The sequence below is a fragment of the Dyella sp. genome (assembly GCF_035685805.1).
In the GTDB taxonomy this organism is placed as follows: Bacteria; Pseudomonadota; Gammaproteobacteria; order Xanthomonadales; family Rhodanobacteraceae; genus Dyella_A.
Window position 1 is genome coordinate 14,117 of the sequence record NZ_DASSAB010000059.1, and the last position, 18,341, is coordinate 32,457.

Below are 18,341 nucleotides of genomic sequence, written 5' to 3' on the forward strand. Positions count from 1 at the left end.
TGCTTAAGCGGCTGACATGGATGGTTGCCGGGCTGCTGGCCGTCCTGGCGCTGCTGGCCTTTCGTTTCCGTCACGACGCGGGCGCGCCAGCCCCGCCGATCAACGCCGCGGCAACGCCAACGCAGCATCGGGAGAAGCCGGATCCGCGGCTGGTCGCGCCGCCGCCGTGGGCACCGCTGCAGTCCAGCGCGCCGACGCTCTGGAAGCTCGGCTTCCGCGGTCATCGCGCCGCCGCCGGGCGGCTGTTCAACGAGGCGCGGCAGTGCCTGATGGCACGTGACGCGAAGGACTTCTTCAGGGGCCAGACGTTCGACGCGTGGGCTTCCAGCCACCAGCCTTATCTGCAATCGCTGGACCCGCGCGCGCGCGCCGACACCGTCGCCGGAGTGAAATCACGCATCGTCCTTGCCGGCGCGTACGAGCGGCTCTGCGGCGACCACGCCGACGCGGTGCTCGCCCACGGCAGCATCTACTTCATGGCGCTGAGCGCGGCGCGCCTGGGCGACGACGACGCCACCGCCTGCATCCTGGCGAACGCCTTCGATGCGCCGACCATGGATCCATCCCAGGCAGCCGCCTTCGATCGGGAAGCCATGGCGCTCGGGCAGCGCGCGCTCACGCACGGACACTGGAACACCGTGCTCGCGCTGCAGACGGTGTATGGCGCGTCGGGCGTCGAGGGTCAGGTGGGGCCGGTGTCGCATATCGACGCCGTGGACTATCTGAAGGTGCTTTACCTGACGGCGCACGGCACGCCGCAGGACACGCCCGAGTCGTCGGGGCTGGCGAAGCGGATCGATATGGTCACCAGCACGCAAGGCATCACGCCATCGCAGGCCTTCGCCGCCCGTCGATGGGCCGACGAAACGTACGCCCGGTTCTTCTCTGCCAGTAGGTCGATCACCGCCCGTCAGGTCGAGAGCGGCGGGTGCGCCCGATAACGGGCCGGCCGCTGCGTACATGGGCGGGGGCGACATCCACGGCCACCACACGGCGGCAGGCGCAGGCTGCTGCCCACTCACCGCAGGAAACGCCGCATGAAACTGTCGCCCCGCTCCCGCCGCGTTGCCCTGCTCGCCTTCATCGTGGCGCTGCTCGCCATACTCGCCGCGGGCTTCTACATGGCCGCGACCGACCAGGAAACGCGGCCCGCCACCGCGCCGGCAGATTCGGCCGGGCCACCGGCGCGTTAAGCCCGGATCGCTGCCGCCGCGCGGAACGTGGCGGCGGGGCGACTCACCTCAGGCCGTGCGGCTGCGCGGCATCAGCACGTCGGACACCGGCTGCTCCGGCCGCAGCCGCAGCAGCTGCCACAGCACGTAGGCCGACATCGCCATGTTCCCCAGCAGCATGATCGCCACGAACCAGGCCACGCGCGGCAACGCGCGGCGCTCCTTGAAGCACACCCACACGTAGAACGTGATGAAGCCGAAGTACGCATCCAGCAGCGTGGCGATGGTCCAGTAACGGTCCGGCCCCGCCGTCAGTCCCTGCCATTGCATCACCGGCTGCTGCAGGCTGGCCCAGCCGGTGTAGACCAGCATGGTGAGGAAGATCGCCGAGAACAGCAGCTTCAACAGGGTTCGGGTGGGCATGGCGCATCCAGGGTGACGAAGGTACAGACGGTACGGAGCACACGCGCCGGCAGTTGCAGCGGCGCCGCGGAGCGCGGCGTCAGGCCTTGCGCGGGCCGGGAAAAAACGCGTTGGTGCGGCGCACGTAGTCGGCGTACTTCGGCCGACGCTCGCCGATGTCCTTCTCCAGCAGCGTCACGCCCGACACGCGCATCAGCAGCACCGACATCAGCAGCGGACCGGCCACGCTCCACCACGCGCCCGCCGACAGCGCGATCAGGTACAGCCCCCACCACACGCAGAAATCGCCGAAGTAGTTGGGATGGCGCGTCCACCGCCACAGCCCGCGATCCATCACCTTGCCCTGGTTCGCCGGGTCCGCCTTGAAGCGGCTGAGCTGCCAGTCGCCACCGGCCTCGAACACGAAACCGACCAGCCACAGCCCGGCACCCACGCCATCCAGCAGCCCCAGCGGCGAGCCACTGCGCGCCGCACCGATCAGCGGCAGCGAGATGATCCACGCCAGCACCGCCTGCAACGCAAACACCAGATACAGGCTCTTGAACGCAAAGCCGGGCTCGTTGCGCTCGCGGATCGCCTGATACCGCCGATCCTCCCCGTGCCCCCAGCTGCGCACGGTGATGTGCAGCGAAAGCCGAAGCCCCCAGATCGCCACCAGCGCCACCACCAGCAGCCCCCGCGCCGTCGGCGCCGGTGCCCCGAACACGTAGACGCAGGCCTGGGCGATGAACATCAGCGACCAGATACTGTCCACGATCGCCACGTTGCGTTTGGCCACGCTCAGTGCCCAGGTGATGACGCCCATCGCGAGCGCGGCGGCCAGACCGAGGCCGTAGAGGAGGAGGTTGTTCGAGTTCACGGAGATCACCTGCGGGTGGGGCGAAGGCTTCAGCGGCGTCACGCGCATGAACGTTACGTTTGACGACTCAGCATGGATGCTGCGCCCCAGCTCCGGGAAGTGGCATCACCGCGCTGGACACGCGGCATCTAGAAGTGAACCGGACCCGTTTTGGCGGCCGCTTCGTCGACGGCCTGGTCGGCGAACAGTTCGCTGTGCCCGAGGCGATTCCCGCGCTGCGGTCTATCGCCCGCCGTGAAGCGAGCGGCGAGCTCGTCATCGTCAGCGGCTGCGATCCGCTCAACCTCGTCGGCACCGTGCTCGACGGCGAACGCGTTCCCGCGGTGATCGGCGCGCGGATCCTGTTTGAGGATGGGGTGGCCGTGGCCGCATGGGTGAGCGGCGAAATGCAGTGGTTGGTGGACGGGAATGCGGAGAAGCAGCAGCGGTGGCGCGAGGCGTTAGGAGTTAGGGGTTCGGCTCGTCGCGTGGCCACCGGAGACGCAAGCCGGTCAAGGAGCGCAGACGCGACACGGTAAGACCCGACCCGTCATGGTCATCTTGCTCGTCATCGACTTGCTCGATGGCTGCATCTTGATGGGTATTTGCTACATTTGTTGCGTTTTTAGCCGAACTTGATGGCTGGCAATTCTAGAGCTTCCCATGCCTGCCAATACTTGCACTACAGTTCACACTTTCAAGATCTATCTGGTCACGCCGACAAGGTCTGGCGGTCCAGATATGAGCATTCACTAACCACGATGGTTGATTTCAGGTGCCAGGAAGCCCAATATACGATCTCGACCGGGTCAAGGTGGCTGGCGCTAGGGGAAACCTGGTGCTGACCCGCCAGGTACAACGCGACTACCAGGAGTTGGGCTATGGACTGTCTGATGTTCATGAATGCGTTGCCAGCCTGGAACTTTCGGACTATCGAGGCGTAGCTGAGTACGGCGGCGTCAAATATGACGTCTATCACCCCCGATATCGTGGGCCATCAGGCTGCGTTGACGAACTCTATGTGAAGCTGGCAGCTCGGGCAGAAGCAACTGTTCCGCAGGCTGCTATAGCGTCGTTTCACCTACAAAGAAAAGGCTAGAAGACATGACTGCTCACTGCCCGCTTTGCGAGCGGGGCGATCTGGAGTCCCGCACCATTGACGAGACCATCCGCCATGGTGGAGTGGAGCTTGTTGTTCCTGGCGTGGAGATCTCCGTCTGCTCGAGCTGCGGCGAGGAGGTTGTCCTTCCGGAGCAAGCAAGGCGAAACGAAGTTCTCTTCGCTGATGCCAAGCGAAGGGAGGATGGATTGATGACCTCTTCCGAGATCGTTGCTTGGCGGAAGCGCCATGGGCTGACTCAGAAGGATGCCGGGATAGTGATTGGCGGTGGGGTGAACGCGTTCTCGAAGTATGAGCGTGGCGAAGTGCTCCAGCTTCGTGCGGTGGACTCTTTCATGCGGGCGATCGACGCCTTTCCACCCGTGCTTGCATTTCTTTGCTTGCGTGCTGGCATAGCAATGAAGCCTGATCGGTCGGGTGCGCCAGTGACGGGGGCTAACGTAATCGCGTTGAGCACCACCAAGAGCATCAGACGAACTTCAGTGAACATCGCTGCGAATGACGAGTGGCAGGACCTTCGTCAGGACGACGGGTCCGCGGTCACGTTTGAGATCGAATACGCGCAGTGCGGTAGCTATGGCTGAGCTCACGTTCCCGCAGGACTACCTGCAGATCAACGATCTATATCGTTGGTCAAGCAAATTTGAGCGTCATGGCGAGTACCAGCCTTGGAGGCATGCTGGGAAGACGCGCGCTCAGCATCGTCACCAGGTGGAAAACGACTGGCTCGAGGCAAAGACGGAAGATGGAGAAAGTCTGAAAGTCTTAAGGGCACTCGTCACGCTTGCACTTCGGATTGTCGCTGAAGATCTAGACGCGTCCGAAAGTCCCGAGATATTGCATGAGCTATCGGCGACCTTTGCGGTTGAATACATCATTTTGCGTGACCCAGCCGAAGAGCAACTTGGAGGATTTTGCGAGTTTAATTGCGTGCACAATGTTTGGCCCTTCTGGCGCCAATACGTGTATGAGACGCTAAAGTCAGCCTCGCTTCCGGTCATTACAGTTCCGTTTTTCCCTGGTCAGAAGGACGGCGCGACTAATCGCAAAGGTCCAAAACGCCGTATCGCCAAGAAAGAGCGAAAAACGCTTCCTGGAGCATGATGCGCACTTGGAAACAGGGGCAGGTTCGACTTTCACGGATTCCCGCCCCGATCCAGACAGCCGGGATTGGACCCCGTTACGAAGCACGAGGATCTGAGCCTGACTCTCTCGCTTCCCCGCCCTCCGGGTACACGCACACCCCCAGCCGCTGGCTCTTGGCCCGATACATCCCCGCATCCGCAGCGCGCAGGTAATCGTCGGTGGTGGCAAAGCCGGCCTGACTGACGACCACGCCGATGCTGGCGGGGCAGCTCACTTCATGCGCGCCGATCGGATACGGCGCTGCCAGCGCCTCGGCGATCTGCCGGGCGCGGTCGGTGGCGCCGGCGGGATCGACCGACTCCAGCAACACGTTGAACTCGTCGCCGCTCATGCGGGCGACCAGGTCGATGGCGCGCACGCAGGTTTCCAGGCGGCGGGCGACCTGTTGCAGCAGCAGGTCGCCGACGTGGTGGCCGAGGGTGTCGTTGACCGCCTTGAACCGGTCCAGGTCCAGCAGCAGCACGGCGAAACGGGTGGAATCGGTGGCGGCCGGGGCGTCGCTGCGCCTGGCGGCGGCGTCCTGGTGCACGGCGATGGCGTGCTCCAGGCGCGCGCGGAACAACGGGCGGCCGGGCAGGTTGGTCAGCGCGTCGTAGGAGCTGCCGCGCTCGGCGAGGTCGCTCAGCGAACCGGCCATGCGCACCGGCCCGCCGTGCTCGAACTGGGCGACGCCGCGCCAGTTGAGCCACACCAGTTTCCCCGAGCCGTGGCGCGCGCGGAAATCCACCGAGAAGTTGGGGCTCTGGCCCGACAGGTGCCGGCGGTACGCGGCCTGCACGCGCTCGTGGTCGTCGGGGTCGATGAGTTGCTGCAGGAAGTGCCAGCCGTCGGCGTGCAGGTGGCCGCTGTCGGCCAGACCGACGATCTCGTTGAAGCGCTCGGAGACATGCAGCACGTCGGTCTGCAGGTTCCAGTCCCAGATGCCGTCGTTGGAGCCGCGGGTGGCGAGCGCGTAGCGGTTGTCCGATTGCAGCAGCTCGAGCTCGGTGTTTTTCTGCACCGTCACGTCGATCATCAGGCCGATCATGCGGTTGGGCCGCCCCGGCTCGACATCCACCCGGCACAGGTCGCGCACCCACACCACCCTGCCGGATTTGGCGATCAGCCGGTAGCTCATCTCGTACGCGTAGCTGTGGGTGGCGTGGTACGCGGCGTTGTCGATGGCCAGCGCTTCGGCCAGATCGTCCGGATGCACGTGCGCGCGCCAGAAGCCCGGGTCGGCGCGCCACTCTTCCACCGCGTAGCCGAACAGGCGCTCCACCTGCGGGCTAAGGAACGTGTTGCCCACGCCGAGCTCCGCCTCCCACACCACGCCGTCGATGGTTTCTAGCAGCCGCAGGAAGCGCTGGCGATCCTCCATCAACACCTGCTCGCCGAGCTCGGTAATCTCGATCAGCACGCCCTGGCGACTGATCACCCGCTCCGCGGCATCCGTCTTCGGATGCAGCTGCAGGCGCATCCAGCGATAGTCCCCGCCGGCCAGGCGCAGCCGGAACACCGGCATGCCGGCGCGCAGCGCGCCGGTGTCGTCGGGGTGCACGAAGTCCAGCAGGGAGCAGCCGAGCGCCCCGTCCACCGCATGGCCGGTGAGCACGTGCCACGCGGCGTTCAGGTAGGTGATGTTCCACCACGCGTCCGTCTGCACCACCGCCTCGGGCAGCAGCTGCAGCAGTTCGTCGGGCGATGTGAGTGAGAACGGCATGGGTGGGTGGTGGTTAGCGAAGCATCGTTGTCGGCTGACGGACCGGTTTCGAGACACCTCGCTGAGCGGGAATCAGGGCGGCGGAGGACGGATTGGATGGTAAACGGCGCCCCGGACCCTGGGGACCGCGGATGCAGACGCCCGTTCCGTTGTCATCCATGCATGGCGGCAGGACGCTGCGCTTGAATCGCCTCAGCGGCTGCCCCGGTCGGAACTTGAGCGCCGGGCGCAGCCCGCAGGCGCTCACGGGCCCGGTTTTCGGCGTGCCCGCTTCTTCGGGGTGGCGGCACCGGTCGCCGGTGTTGCCGCGCCCAGTTGCTCCAGCCACGCCAGGTCATCGACGTGGGCCAGGAACGCGCGCAGGTAGCCCGGTGACAGTTCGCGCATCAGCGCGATGGCGCGGCTGGCGAGCGCGGCGGAGTTGAGCGGGCCGGCGTCGGTGGGAGTGTGGGCGACGGACTGCTGGAGCTGGCGGTCGGCGCGCAGGCTGGCCCAGAGCTGGCGGACCTCGGCGAGCGCGGGGATCTCCGGATAGGCGCTGCGCTCGGCCGGCGCGTCGCTGGCGAGCTGGTCGGCAAGCTGGCGCAACGGGCCGGGTGAGCAGGCGCCCGGTTCGTCGCCCGCGGGGTCGGCCGCCGGCACGTTTGCGGGCGCGCGCAGTTCGGCCAGCCGCGCATCGAGCACGCGGCGCGCTTCGCCATCGATGTGGGCGGCGCGCTGTTCCAGCGACGCGATCAGCTGCGCGCGAACGGCCGAGGCGGTGTCAGGGCGCATGGCCGGGGTCGGTGTTTTTCGGCGCCGCATCGGCGGCCGAGGAGCGCGGGATCGGCGCGATTTCCACGCGGCGGTTTTTCGCGCGGCCGGCTTCGTCGGTGTTGGCGCTCACCGGCTGCTGCGCGCCGAAGGCGGCGGCGAACACCGCGTTCGCCGGCACGCCCGCTGCGACCAGCGCGCGGGTGACGGTGAGCGCGCGCTGGGCGGAGAGCTCCCAGTTGTCGCTGAACTGGCGGTTGTCGCCGTGCACGGGCTGGTCATCGGTGAAGCCGCTGACCATCAGCAGCTCGTCGCGCGCGTGCAGGTACTGCGCCAGCGGCGCGGCGAGGCTGCGGATCAGCTCGCGACCGTCCGGCTGCAGCTGGTCGGAGTTGAGTGCGAACAGCAGGCTGCCGCGAATGCCGATGCGGCCGTTGACCAGGGTGACGCGGCCCTGTGCCAGCGGCGTGGCGAGCGCCTGCTCCAGCGTGGTGCGGCGGCGCAGCTCGGCCTGGCGCTGCTTCTGCGCTTCGTCGAGCTTGTGCGAGAGTTGCAGCTGCATGCCGATGACGCCCACCAGGATCAGCACGAACGCGCCCAGCAGCACCGACATGAGGTCGCCGAAGGCCCAGATCGGGGCGGTGGATTCGCTGTCGAGTTCGACGTCGTCGGTCATGGGGCGGGGCGGTGGCGAGGAGGCACGCATCGACGCGCTGCGCGGGAGCGCCGCAGGAGCCCGCTTGCGGGCGATGCGTTCTGGTTTGACTGGGGATTCGGAGCAGGAGCATCGCTCGCGAGCGGACTCCTGCCGTGGCGCGCGGTGATTTCGCGCCGGGGCGGGGGCAGGTCGATCATGCTTTTGCCGCCTTGCCTGGGGCGCGGCGGCCGGCCGACTGCTGCAGGTCGGCGAGGATCTGCTGCTGCGAGAGCACGCTGAGCTCGACCACTTCCCTGGCCTGCGCCACGTAGTAGGCGAGTTGCTCGTCGCTGCGGGCGAGCGAGCCGTCCAGCGCGGTGGCGATCTGCTGCAGGCGTTCCATCAGCGCGTCGTTGGCCTGGCCGAACTGCGCCACGCCGGCGCCGAACGCCTCGCCCAGGCTGGCCACCTCCACCGCGCTGGCGGTGACCTGCGCCGCGGCGCCGTCGAGCCTGCCGGTCTGCGCCTCGATCTGCTCGGCAAAGCGGCTGCCGACACGGTCGAGCAGGTCGGCCGAGGTGCTGACCAGCGCATCGACCGCGCTGCGCTGTTCGGTAGAGGCGTGGTTGACCGCGTCGAGCAGGGTTTCCAGCGTGGCCAGCAGGCGGCTGCGCTCCTCCAGCATGGCGGTGTCGCGGACCATCGAGTCGGACAGTTTCTGGCGCAGCTCGCCGACCACCTCGGCGGCCGCGCGCGGCGCTTCGGCGGCGGCTTCCACCAGGCGGGCGATCTCGGCGAGGGTGGCGCTGGCGTGTGCCTGGGTCTGCGCGCTGATGTCGATGGCGGTCTTTTCCAGCGTGTCGCAGATCGCCTGTTGCCGGCGGGCGGTCTGCTCCCCGCTGACCTGCCACTGCGAGCCGAGCTCGGCGGTGAGCGCCTCGAGCTTCTCCGCCCACGCGGCGAGACGCTGCTCGTCGCGCGCTTCGAGCGCGGACTGCAGCTCGCCATGCGAGCGATCCACCGCCTGCACCAGGGCCTCGGCATGCGCCTGGAACGCTTCGCTGGCGGCGGCCAGCGCCTGCTGGTTGGCGCTGGCGAGATCGGCGTTGACGGCGTGCTGGTTCGACAGCGCGGCGCTCCACGCGTCGCCGGCGCGGGCGGCGGCGGCGTCCAGACGCGCGGCCACGCCGTCGAGCAGGCCGCTGGAACGTTGCTCGAAGCTGTCGGCAAAGCGCTGCAGCGTGTGGCCCAGCTCCCTGGCGTGCGCGTCGCTGGTCTGGCGATGGCCGGCCAGCGTCTCGGCCGCGCTGGACACGGTGCTGTCCAGGCGTGCGGCAACGCCATCGAGCAGGGTGGCCGCGCGCTGCTCGAAGGTGTCGGTGAAGCGCTGCAGGGCGCGGCCGAGCTCCTGCGCGTGGGCCTCATGGGTGCGACGCTGCTCCACCAGCGCCTCGTTCCAGATGCCGGTGACGGTAGCGGCGGTGGTGTCGAAGCCGGCGGACAGCCCCTGTAGTTGCTGCTGCACGGCCTGGGTCAGCGCGGCCTGCATGGCGGCGGTCTCGCGCGCGACGCTGGCCATGGTGGACTCCACCACCGGCTGCAGCGCGCCGGCGCTGGCGCGCACGCTTTGCGCCACGCTGTCCTTCAGCGACTGCCCGACGGAATCGGCCAGGCGCTGGAAGGTGTCTTCGGTGCTGCGGTGGAAGGCCTGCTGGCTGGCGTGCTGGCGCTCGCCGGCGGCGACGCCGTGCTGCTCGAGGGCGGCGATCATGCCCTGCAGCCGGTCTACAAGCAGCGGCATCGCCTCGGTCTGGCGCTGCAGCAGGCGGAAGCTTTCCTCGCGCTGGTGCGCCTGCGAGTGGATGCGCAGGCTGCTCGCGCTTTTCGCGTCCAGCGACTGCACCGCCTGCAGCCGCTCGCGCCGCACCAGCGCGGACAGCAGCCCGAGCATGGCCGAGCCGGCGACGCCGGCGATGGAGGTGCCGAAGGCGAAGCCCAGCCCGTTGACCGGTGCGGCCAGCGAGCCGCGGATGGCGTCGATATCGGTCGCGCTCTGCAGCGCAATGCCGGTGCCGCGGAGCGTCGCCATCATGCCGAGCAGGGTGCCGAGCATGCCCAGCAGCACCAGCAGGCCGACCAGGTACGGCGTCATTGCCGGTGCCGGTAGCGCCACGCGCTCGCCCTCCACGCGCAGGCGCACGGCGTGGCGCAGGCCCGGGTGCAGGCGTTGCAGCCAGGCGCCGAGCTCCGGCGGGGTGTCGGCAAGATCATTCACCGCCTGTTGCAGCGAGGCGGTGGCCCGGTGGTAGCGGAACAGCTCCGCCGCGCCGGCGAGGTAGCAGGCGCCGATCAGCAGCGCGACGGCGAGGCCGAGCGGATTGCTGCCGAGGTAGCCGATGACGATCCAGCCGACGGCGGCCAGGCCCAGCGCAAACACGGCGGCGAGAAGAAGGTTCTTGGACATGCGAACTCTCAGGAGGTGCGCAGCGCGGCGAGCAGCGCGTCGACCGGTTGAAAACGAAGATCCAGCTCGGCCAGCAGCACGCTTTGCATCTCGCGGCGGAAGGTGTCGAGCCAGTGAGTCTGGCCGCGGACATGCAGGCGCGCGAAGCGCTGGCCGAGCAGCTCGGGCACGTTGGCGAGCAGGGCGTGCTCGCGCGGCGTAAGGGCGACCTCCATCACCGCGTCGACCTCGGCGAGACGGGCCAGATGTGCCCCCTCGCGGGGTCGCTCATCGTGGTCGGTCCCGTGAGCGGGGGAAGCGCCCGTCAACGGCGGATGCCGGTCACCCGTCTTCGCCTGTGCAGACCCGCCCAGTGGATTCCCGCGTGCGCGGGAATGACGGCCAGGGGAACCGGTCGAGACGCCGGAGCCCGGGGAGGCCTGCAAAAGCGCGTCGCGCAGGCGGCCGCGCAGGCGGCCCACCGTGGCCTGCATGGCGCGCTGGCGGGTGAGGTAGCTGTGGCGATACGGCGCGAAATCGGGCTCGTCCGTGGGTGGTGCATTGCACGCGAGCAGCGGCTCGTTGCGGATGGCCGCGAGCAGCGTGTCGCGCGCCCGCGCGCACTCGTCGATCAGCCCGTCCGTGGTCGGTGCCGTGTCCCCGGGCGGCGCCGGGCGGCTGTCGAGGGCAGCCGCCAGCGACAGCGCCTGGTTCCAGTCCAGCCACTGGCCCAGGCGGTCGGGCAGGGAAGGCCCCGGCGCGGCCACGTCTGCCTGCGCCAGGCGTGCCAGCAAGCGGACAAAGGTGGGGCCGCGAAGCGCCGGGCGTGGTGCTGCTTGGGGCATGTCCTTCCGGGCAAAACCGGCAGTTTACCGCGGCAGGCCGGGGCCGGTCCGCTGGCGGTGGCTGACGCCGCGGGCGCAGGCCGCTGCATTCACGCCCGAGGCGGTGCCGGTCGCGCCAGCCGGCGAGATGCGGCTGCGGCACGGGGCGGATCGCGCGCCGACGTCGCCGCGCCGAGGGCCTGCCAGGGGCACGGCGGACTCAGTCGCTGTGATCGGCGATGTAGATCAGCAGGCCATCGTGGATGCGGAACTCGGAGCGGCCGGGCATCGAGATACTCTGGCCGGCCCGCACGCCGTTGGGCAGGTCCATCGCGAAGGTGCCGTCGAACAGGATGTGCGCGGTGGCAGTGTCGCCCGCTTCGCTGTAGGCGGTGACGACCTGCCGGCGCGCGCTGAACAGCGGCTGCGTGCTGCGCGCCAGCCGTTCGAACTCGGCGATGCCCTGCGTGCGCACGTTGAGCGTGCCGCCACTGATGTTCTCGAACACGACGGCCGGGTGCAGGGTGAGCAGCATGGCGTCGACGTCGATGCGGTTGTAGGCGTCGATGTAGCGGTCGATGAGTTGGCGCATGGGTCGGCGACTCGTTGAGGAAGCGGCAGTGTCGCGCAAGGGGGCGACTTCGGCCATGCCCGCCCATTGGCGCGCGTAGAAAACGTAGCGGGGTGTGCTGGACGCGCGCCACGGAGTCACGCGCCGCACGCTGTCGACGCGCAGGCGCCGCGGGTCCCTGCGGTTCACCCGTCCCCCGCCAGATGCCGGCGGGACCGATAGTCGTCCATGGCCTTGCTCACGGCGTGCTCGGCGCGTCACGCGTGCGGCGTGCGGCAGGTGTAGAAACCGGTCGCCGGGCCGCGGCCATCGTGGACCGCCACGTCGGCGCCCTCGCCGTGCAGCGTCACGCGGAAGCAGGGCATGGCGCGCCGTTCATGGGTGGTCGAGTGGGCGGCCCCGGTGGCGGCCGCCCCGTGGTCACTTCACGTTGTCGGTGCGTTCGATGAACGTGGCGACGGCGTCGTGCAGCTGCTTCAGCGAATCCTGGTGGGCGTAGACCATGTGGCCGGACGGGTACCACTGCGTGGTGATGTTCTTGCGCAGGCTGTCGGGGATCGGCAGGTGGTTCATCTCGTACTCGGCGGCGAAGTACGGCGTGGCCAGGTCGTAGTAGCCGCCGTTGAGGAACACCTTCAGATCGGGGTTGGTCTTCATCGCCATAGCGAGATCCGGCATGACATTGGTGGAAGACTGCAGCGCCTCGCCGTCCACCCCCGGCGCCTTGTGCGCGAAGTCCCAGTGGTCGATGTCGGCGAACAGGCGGTAGCGCATGTCCTGGCCGAACTTGAGCTGCTTGCGCACGTAGTCGTTGAACGCGGCGACGTAGGCCGAGCTGATCGCCGAGGACTGCGGGTCGTATTCGCTGGCCTTGCTGAGCGCGTCCAGCGAGGGACCGGCGAAGCGGCTGTCGAGGCGACCGGTGGTGATGGCGCCATCGCCCTGCAGCTCGTGCTCGAACATGCCGCCGGTGACGCGCAGGTCGGCCTTGAGCAGGTACGCCACGGGGAGGCCGGTGTACTGGTGCAGCTTTTCGGCCACCGCCTGCTTGCGTGCCGGGTCGAGCGCCGCGCCCTGCATCAGCGCCTGCGTGTACTCGCCCAGCGCGTACTGCTGCACCTCTTGCAGGAACGGCTCCAGCGCGGCGGGCGCCTGCGGCAGCTTGTGGTGGTAGTAGGCGGTGGCGGCGAAGGTGGGCAGCGCCAGCGCGTACGGCAGGTCCACGCCCGGGTTGAACTCGGGGCCGTCGATGCTGGTGTCGAAGCTGAGGATCTGCGAAAGCAGCACCACGCCGTTGAGGTCGACGCTGTCCTCGTTCTCCAGGATGTTCGCCACCACCGCCGAGCGCGTGGTGCCGTAGCTCTCGCCGAATAGGTACTTGGGCGAGTTCCAGCGGCCGTAGGTGGACAGGAACTGGGTGATGAACTGGGCGAAGGCGTGGGCATCGCCGTCGACGCCGTAGATCGCCTTCTGACGGTCCTTCAGCAGCTCGTCGCGCTTGTCCTTGTCATCCTCGTCGGCGATCAGCCGGCTGAAGCCGGCGCCGGGCGCATCGATGAACACCAGGTCCGATGCATCAAGCAGGCTGTAGTCGTTGTTGACCAGCTCGTAGGGGGCAGCGGGGGTGTGGCTGTCGTCGCTGGTGACCACGCGCCGGGGGCCGAACGCACCCATGTGCAGCCACACCGTGGCCGACCCCGGGCCGCCGTTGTAGATGAAGGTCACCGGCCGTTTGCCGGGCTCCGTGCCCTTCTTGAAATACGCGGTGTAGAACATGCTCACCTGCGGCTCGTGCTCCTTGTCGCCCGAGCCGTGCAGCACCAGCGTGCCGGCGACCGCCTGGTAGTCCACCCGCCTGCCTTCCACGGTAACGCTGCCCTCGGTCTTGGAAGACTGCGGTTTGACCAGCGCCGCGTCGGGCGATGGGTCCTTCGCCTTGGCGTCGTCGGGAGTGTCCTCGCGGGCAAACGTGGCGGTGCTGACGAGCGCGCTGGCGAGCGCGACGGCGAGGACGAGACGGCGCATGGCGGTTCCCTTGTGCGGTGAGGCAAAGGATCGAGCGTAAGCGCTCAGCCGGACGCGGCCATAGCCCGGAAGTCACGCCTCAGGAACGTGCGAGCAGCGCGATTGCCGCACCTGCCAGCGCCAGTCCCACCGCATTGATGCGGCTCAGCCGCTCGCCGAATCCCAGTACCCCGACCAGCGTGCCGAGCGCGACCACGCCGAGGTTCATGGTGGCGAACACCAGCGCCGGGTCGTTTGGCAGCGCCACGTGCGCGCGCAGGTAGAACAGGATGTTGCCGAAGTTGAGCAGCCCCAGCAGCAGGCCACCGGCGAGGCTGCGCGCAGTGAAGCGTGCGCCGCTGCGCTGACGCGCCAGCAGCGCGAAGCCCAGCGCCACCGGCAAGGCCAGCGCGAACATCGCCTGCAGCGAGGCGGCGATCGGAATGCCGGCGGCGGCCACCTGCTTGAGCAGGATGTCGATCGCGCCGAAGCCGGCGAACACCACCAGCGGCCACAGCCAGCCGGGCGTGCCAGCGTCGCTGGTCGCGTGGCTGCGCCAGACCATCGCGACCAGCGCCAGCAGGCCGAGCGCGAGGCCAGCGAGCATGCGCGAGGTCGGCACCTGGCCAAACCAGACAAACGCGGCCAGCAGCGACAGCCGCTGCGCCACGTCCGAGCGCACGATGCCCGCGTGGCGCACGGACGTGCCCAGCGCCAGGAAGATCGCCGGCAGCAGCACCGCCAGCGCCAGCACGGCGACACGCGGCGCGTCCGGCTGGCGCAGCGGCGCCAGCGAGGGATGCAGCACCAGCGCCACCAGCGCACCGGCGGCCAGGTAGTTCCAGGCCACCATCTGTGGCACGTCCAGGCCGAAGCGGCGGGCCAGCTTCAGCCACACCGACACCAGAACGCTGCACAGGATGCTCAGGCACAGGAAGAGCATGGCGGTCCGTCCGCAAAAGCCCGCAACGATAGCCCCAGCGCCCGGGCCCCGCACGGCTTGAACCGCGGGCTAATTTGCCCGGGTGATATTGACTGCGAATTTTTATCCGGGTTAAATGCGGCACCCGCTCACCGGACTGCGCATGACTCCCGCCGACAGCACCCGCTGCACCGCCTTCGAAGGCCACCGATGCCTGGCCACCGGCTCGCCGGAGGAGGTGGCCCGCGCCGTGCGCGCGGCCATGGACGAGGGCCGCGCAACGGCCCCGCTGATCCTCGACGACGCCACCGGCCATCCGCTGGAACTGGACCTGCGCGGCAACCTCGACGAGGTGCTGCAGCGCCTGCGCCCGGCCACCGAACCCCCTGCGCCGCGCGGGCCCGGGCGACCGAAGCTCGGCGTGGTCGCCCGCGAGGTGACCCTGCTGCCGCGCCACTGGGACTGGCTGGGCCGCCAGCCGGGCGGTGCCTCGGTGACGCTGCGCCGGCTGGTGGAGGAAGCGCGCCGCGCCGGCAGCGCCACCGAACAGGCGCGCCAGGCCAGCGAAGCGGCCGACCGCACGATGCGCACGCTGGCCGGCGACCTGCCCGGCTTCGAGGAGGCGTCGCGGGCGTTCTGGCGCGGCGAGCGCGCCACTTTCGACCAGCTCACCATCGACTGGCCCGGCGACGTGCGCCAGCACCTGCTGCAACTGGCCCACCGCGCGTGGGACATCGCCGCCATCGGCGGCTGAGTCGCCCCCCTTTCCCCGAGACACTCCATGTCGCCACCCGCGCTTTCCCGCAACGCCAATTTCCGCCTGCTGTTCGGCGGCAGCACGGTGTCGATGTTCGGCGACCAGTTCACCCTGGTCGCCCTGCCCTGGCTGGTGCTCAAGCTTACCGGCGACCCCGGCGCGCTTGGCCTGGTGCTGGCCACCATGGCGGTGCCGCGCGCGGTGTTCATGCTGATTGGCGGCGCGGTGGTGGACCAGTTCTCGGCGCGCACGGTGCTGCTGCTGGCGCGCGGTGCCAATGCCGCGATGGTGGCGGCGCTGGCGGCGATGGTGCTCGGCGGCGCGATCAGCATGCCGTGGGTGTACGTGCTGGCGCTGGGGATCGGCCTGGCCACCGCGTTCGCCTACCCGGCCAGCTCGGCGATACTGCCGTCGGTGGTCGAGCCGCGGCACTTGCAGCAGGCCAACGGCGCCATGATGGGCATGCGCCAGCTCAGCCTGTTCGTCGGCCCGGCGCTGGCCGGCGTGGTGATCGGCGCGGGCGCGCATGCGTCCCCGGGAACGGTCGGACTGGCCGACGCGCGGGGCCTCGGCTGGGCCTTCGCCATCGATGCCGGCAGCTTCGCCTGCTCGCTGGTGTCGCTGGCGCTGGTGCGGCTGCCGGCCGCGGCACGGCGCGGGCCCGCGCAGCACGGCGTACTCGGCCAGGTGCTGGGCGGGCTGCGCAGCATCGCGGCCGATCCACCGCTGCGCGCGTTCATGCTGTACGCGGCGGTGGTCTCAATCTTCGTCACCGGCCCGACCCAGGTCGGCCTGCCGGTGCTGGCCGACACGCGGCTGGACCACGGCGCCACCTCGCTGGGCATCGTGCTGGCGGCGAACGGCGGCGGCATGCTGCTGGGCGGCCTTGCCTCGGGTCGGGTGGCGCAATGGGTTCGCGGCCACCTGGGCGCCATGATCCTGTGCTTCGACGCGGGAGTGGGCGTAACGCTGGTGGCGCTGGCCGGGGTGCATTCCACCGTGCTTGCCGCCGTGCTGCTCGGTCTGACCGGAATCTTCGGCGGCGTGGTGCAGATCACCCTGGTCAGCTGGATCCAGCGTCGGGTGGCGCCGAACATGCTCGGGCGCACGATGAGCGTGCTGATGTTCACCTTCCTCGGCCTCGGGCCGCTGGCCGCGGCTGGCGCCGGTGCGCTGCTCAAGCTGATCTCGCTGCCGGCGCTGTTCGTCGCCTCCGGGCTCGCCCTGACGGCGATCGCGCTGGGCTGCCTGAGCAGCCCGGCCTTGCGCGGCATCCGCGCGCAGGACGCCATGCCGCAGGCAGTCTGATCAACCCTTCAGCGCGGCCGCTTCGCGGGCGAGCAGCTCGATGGCGGCCCAGTCGCCGGCCTTGAGTTTGTCGGCGGGAGTCAGCCAGGAGCCGCCCACGCACAGCACGTTGGGCAACGCGAGGAAGTCCTGCGCTGTGCCCAGGGTGATGCCGCCGGTGGGGCAGAAGGTCACCTGCGGCAGCGGGCTGGCCCAGGCACCGATCAGCCTGGTGCCGCCGGCAGGCACGGCGGGGAAGAACTTCAGGAAGCGGTAGCCGCGCTCGATCAGGGTCATCACTTCGCTGGCGGTGGCGGCACCGGGCAGCAGCGGCAGGTCGCTGTCGTCGGCGGCATCGAGCAGCCGGGGCGACACGCCCGGGGAGACAGCGAAGCGCGCGCCCGCGGCCCGGGCGGCGGCCAGGTGCTCGGCGTGCAGCACGGTGCCGACGCCAACCACCGCGCCCTCGACCTCCTGGGCGATGGCGCGAATGGCCTCGAGTGCGGCGGGCGTTCGCAGGGTCACCTCGATCGCCGGCGTGCCGCCGGCGACCAGCGCGCGTGCCATCGGCACCGCGGCGGCCACGTCGTCGATGATCACCACCGGGATCACCGCGGCGAGGCGCATGGTCGTCTCGATCTGGGACTGCTTGTGTTCGATGGAAGAGGTCACGTCGGGCTCCAGCGGCGGCCGGGCGCTCCCGGCGGCAAACGTCAAACGATGAGGATCGGGCGCATCCGTCCGACAGCGACGGCGCACCCGGCCGAGGCGATCAGAGCACGCCGGCACCCAGGTCAGCAGTGGCGGCGTTCTGGCGGAAGATGCCGAACAGCTCGCGGCCCATGCCGACGTGGTGCGAGCCATCGGGCAGGGTCGCGCTGGGGCGGGCGGCAAACTCGGCGGCATCGACGCGCACCTCCAGCCGGCCGCGCACCGCGTCGAGCAGGATGATGTCGCCGTCGCGCAGCTTGGCCAGCGCCCCACCGGCCTCGGCCTCGGGGGTGACGTGGATGGCCGCCGGCACGCGGCCGGAGGCGCCGGACATGCGCCCGTCGGTGAGCAGCGCGATGCGATGCCCGCGATCCTGCAGCAGGGCCAGCGTGGGCGTGAGCTTGTGCAGCTCCGGCATGCCGTTGGCGCGCGGGCCCTGGCCGCGCACCACCGCGACGAAGTCGCCCGCGAGCGTGCCGGCCTTGAACGCATCGATCACCGCCTGCTGCGTGTCGAACACCCGTGCCGGTGCGGTGATCGTGCGATGGCTGGCCGCCACCGCCGAAATCTTCACCATCGCGCGGCCGAGGTTTCCCTGCAGCCGGCGCAGGCCACCCTCGCTGTCGAATGGTTCCGCCGCCGGCCGCACCACCGTGGCGTCGCGCGATTGCGGCGGCGGATCGCGCCAGCGCAACTGGGTACCATCGAGCCAGGGTTCGCGCATCTGCTGGCGCAGGTCGCCGCCGTGCACGCAACGGATGTCCGCATGCAGCAGTCCGACGCCGAGCAGGTCGCGGATCACCACGGCCAGGCCACCGGCCGCCTGGAACTGGTTCACGTCGGCGCTGCCGTTGGGATAGATGCGCGTGAGCAGCGGCGTGATGCGCGACAGTACGTCGAGGTCGTCCCAGTCGATGGCGATGCCGGCCGCGCGCGCCATCGCCACCAGGTGGATCGAATGGTTGGTCGAGCCGCCGGTCGCGGCCAGGCCGACCATCGCATTGACGATCGCCTTCTCGTCGACCGTGACA

20 protein-coding genes are annotated in these 18,341 nt (G+C 69.4%); 8 read left to right on the forward strand and 12 right to left on the reverse strand.

All coding sequences use genetic code 11. The features are described from left to right. Nucleotides 1-20: 20 nt before the first annotated feature. Together VFG40_RS16720 and VFG40_RS16725 are read left to right on the forward strand one after the other, a co-directional pair. Nucleotides 21-941: a hypothetical protein gene (locus VFG40_RS16720; RefSeq protein WP_324899622.1), complete on the forward strand. Its 921-nt coding sequence runs from the start codon at nt 21-23 to the stop codon at nt 939-941. A 96-nt stretch (nt 942-1,037) separates the two neighbouring features. Beyond that, complete coding sequence (locus VFG40_RS16725) at nt 1,038-1,193, forward strand: hypothetical protein (protein WP_324899624.1); 156 nt, start codon at nt 1,038-1,040, stop codon at nt 1,191-1,193. Nucleotides 1,194-1,241: 48 nt separating this feature from the next. Here the strand turns inward: VFG40_RS16725 and VFG40_RS16730 are convergent, their stop codons facing one another. Both VFG40_RS16730 and VFG40_RS16735 read right to left on the reverse strand, forming a co-directional pair. After that, complete coding sequence (locus VFG40_RS16730; RefSeq protein ID WP_324899626.1) at nt 1,242-1,595, reverse strand: DUF1475 family protein; 354 nt, start codon at nt 1,593-1,595, stop codon at nt 1,242-1,244. A gap of 79 nt (nt 1,596-1,674) precedes the next feature. Further along, a complete protein-coding gene (locus VFG40_RS16735) occupies nt 1,675-2,454 on the reverse strand; it encodes a DUF1295 domain-containing protein (protein WP_324899628.1) in 780 nt (259 codons plus the stop codon). Nucleotides 2,455-2,588: 134 nt separating this feature from the next. Here VFG40_RS16735 and VFG40_RS16740 point away from each other — a divergent pair, with 134 nt between their 5' ends. The 4 genes from VFG40_RS16740 to VFG40_RS16750 all read left to right on the forward strand — a co-directional run bounded on the left by VFG40_RS16740 (nt 2,589) and on the right by VFG40_RS16750 (nt 4,657). After that, a complete protein-coding gene (locus VFG40_RS16740) occupies nt 2,589-2,972 on the forward strand; it encodes an Lhr family helicase (RefSeq protein WP_324899630.1) in 384 nt (127 codons plus the stop codon). Nucleotides 2,973-3,208: 236 nt separating this feature from the next. Beyond that, nucleotides 3,209-3,532: a type II toxin-antitoxin system MqsR family toxin gene (locus tag VFG40_RS17855; protein WP_414649323.1), complete on the forward strand. Its 324-nt coding sequence runs from the start codon at nt 3,209-3,211 to the stop codon at nt 3,530-3,532. A gap of 5 nt (nt 3,533-3,537) precedes the next feature. Beyond that, the gene (locus tag VFG40_RS16745; RefSeq protein ID WP_324899632.1) at nt 3,538-4,137 is read left to right on the forward strand and encodes a type II toxin-antitoxin system MqsA family antitoxin; all 600 of its coding nucleotides are present in this window, start codon (nt 3,538-3,540) and stop codon (nt 4,135-4,137) included. Next, nucleotides 4,130-4,657, forward strand: coding sequence for a hypothetical protein (locus tag VFG40_RS16750; RefSeq protein WP_324899634.1), 528 nt, complete (start codon nt 4,130-4,132; stop codon nt 4,655-4,657). The genes VFG40_RS16745 and VFG40_RS16750 overlap by 8 nt, the downstream gene beginning before the upstream one ends. 76 nt (nt 4,658-4,733) lie before the next feature. On the opposite strand, the gene VFG40_RS16755 is transcribed toward VFG40_RS16750, so the two are convergent. The 8 genes from VFG40_RS16755 to VFG40_RS16790 form a co-directional block, all read right to left on the reverse strand. Beyond that, the gene (locus VFG40_RS16755) at nt 4,734-6,401 is read right to left on the reverse strand and encodes a PAS domain-containing protein (RefSeq protein ID WP_324899636.1); all 1,668 of its coding nucleotides are present in this window, start codon (nt 6,399-6,401) and stop codon (nt 4,734-4,736) included. A 243-nt stretch (nt 6,402-6,644) separates the two neighbouring features. Continuing rightward, nucleotides 6,645-7,175 carry a DUF2894 domain-containing protein gene (locus VFG40_RS16760; RefSeq protein WP_324899638.1) on the reverse strand — a complete coding sequence of 177 codons (531 nt, stop codon included), beginning with the start codon at nt 7,173-7,175 and terminating at the stop codon, nt 6,645-6,647. Next, nucleotides 7,165-7,830 carry an OmpA family protein gene (locus VFG40_RS16765; protein ID WP_324899640.1) on the reverse strand — a complete coding sequence of 222 codons (666 nt, stop codon included), beginning with the start codon at nt 7,828-7,830 and terminating at the stop codon, nt 7,165-7,167. The genes VFG40_RS16760 and VFG40_RS16765 overlap by 11 nt, the downstream gene beginning before the upstream one ends. 175 nt (nt 7,831-8,005) lie before the next feature. Further along, complete coding sequence (locus VFG40_RS16770) at nt 8,006-10,255, reverse strand: DUF802 domain-containing protein (RefSeq protein ID WP_324899642.1); 2,250 nt, start codon at nt 10,253-10,255, stop codon at nt 8,006-8,008. Nucleotides 10,256-10,263: 8 nt separating this feature from the next. Next, complete coding sequence (locus VFG40_RS16775) at nt 10,264-11,079, reverse strand: DUF3348 family protein (protein ID WP_324899644.1); 816 nt, start codon at nt 11,077-11,079, stop codon at nt 10,264-10,266. Nucleotides 11,080-11,278: 199 nt separating this feature from the next. After that, the gene (locus VFG40_RS16780) at nt 11,279-11,650 is read right to left on the reverse strand and encodes a nuclear transport factor 2 family protein (RefSeq protein ID WP_324899646.1); all 372 of its coding nucleotides are present in this window, start codon (nt 11,648-11,650) and stop codon (nt 11,279-11,281) included. A 399-nt stretch (nt 11,651-12,049) separates the two neighbouring features. Then, nucleotides 12,050-13,654, reverse strand: a complete 1,605-nt coding sequence (locus tag VFG40_RS16785) for a S10 family peptidase (RefSeq protein ID WP_324899648.1) — start codon at nt 13,652-13,654, stop codon at nt 12,050-12,052. Between the two features lie 79 nt (nt 13,655-13,733). Further along, nucleotides 13,734-14,576, reverse strand: a complete 843-nt coding sequence (locus VFG40_RS16790) for an EamA/RhaT family transporter (protein WP_324899650.1) — start codon at nt 14,574-14,576, stop codon at nt 13,734-13,736. Nucleotides 14,577-14,718: 142 nt separating this feature from the next. Here VFG40_RS16790 and VFG40_RS16795 point away from each other — a divergent pair, with 142 nt between their 5' ends. Together VFG40_RS16795 and VFG40_RS16800 are read left to right on the forward strand one after the other, a co-directional pair. Continuing rightward, nucleotides 14,719-15,309: a DUF2239 family protein gene (locus VFG40_RS16795; protein WP_324899652.1), complete on the forward strand. Its 591-nt coding sequence runs from the start codon at nt 14,719-14,721 to the stop codon at nt 15,307-15,309. Nucleotides 15,310-15,336: 27 nt separating this feature from the next. Then, the gene (locus VFG40_RS16800) at nt 15,337-16,620 is read left to right on the forward strand and encodes an MFS transporter (protein WP_324899654.1); all 1,284 of its coding nucleotides are present in this window, start codon (nt 15,337-15,339) and stop codon (nt 16,618-16,620) included. On the opposite strand, the gene eda is transcribed toward VFG40_RS16800, so the two are convergent. Both eda and VFG40_RS16810 read right to left on the reverse strand, forming a co-directional pair. After that, nucleotides 16,621-17,271: a bifunctional 4-hydroxy-2-oxoglutarate aldolase/2-dehydro-3-deoxy-phosphogluconate aldolase gene (gene eda / locus VFG40_RS16805; protein WP_324899657.1), complete on the reverse strand. Its 651-nt coding sequence runs from the start codon at nt 17,269-17,271 to the stop codon at nt 16,621-16,623. A 100-nt stretch (nt 17,272-17,371) separates the two neighbouring features. Next, on the reverse strand, nt 17,372-18,341 hold a 970-nt coding region (locus VFG40_RS16810), incomplete at its 5' end, for a dihydroxy-acid dehydratase domain-containing protein (RefSeq protein ID WP_324899659.1).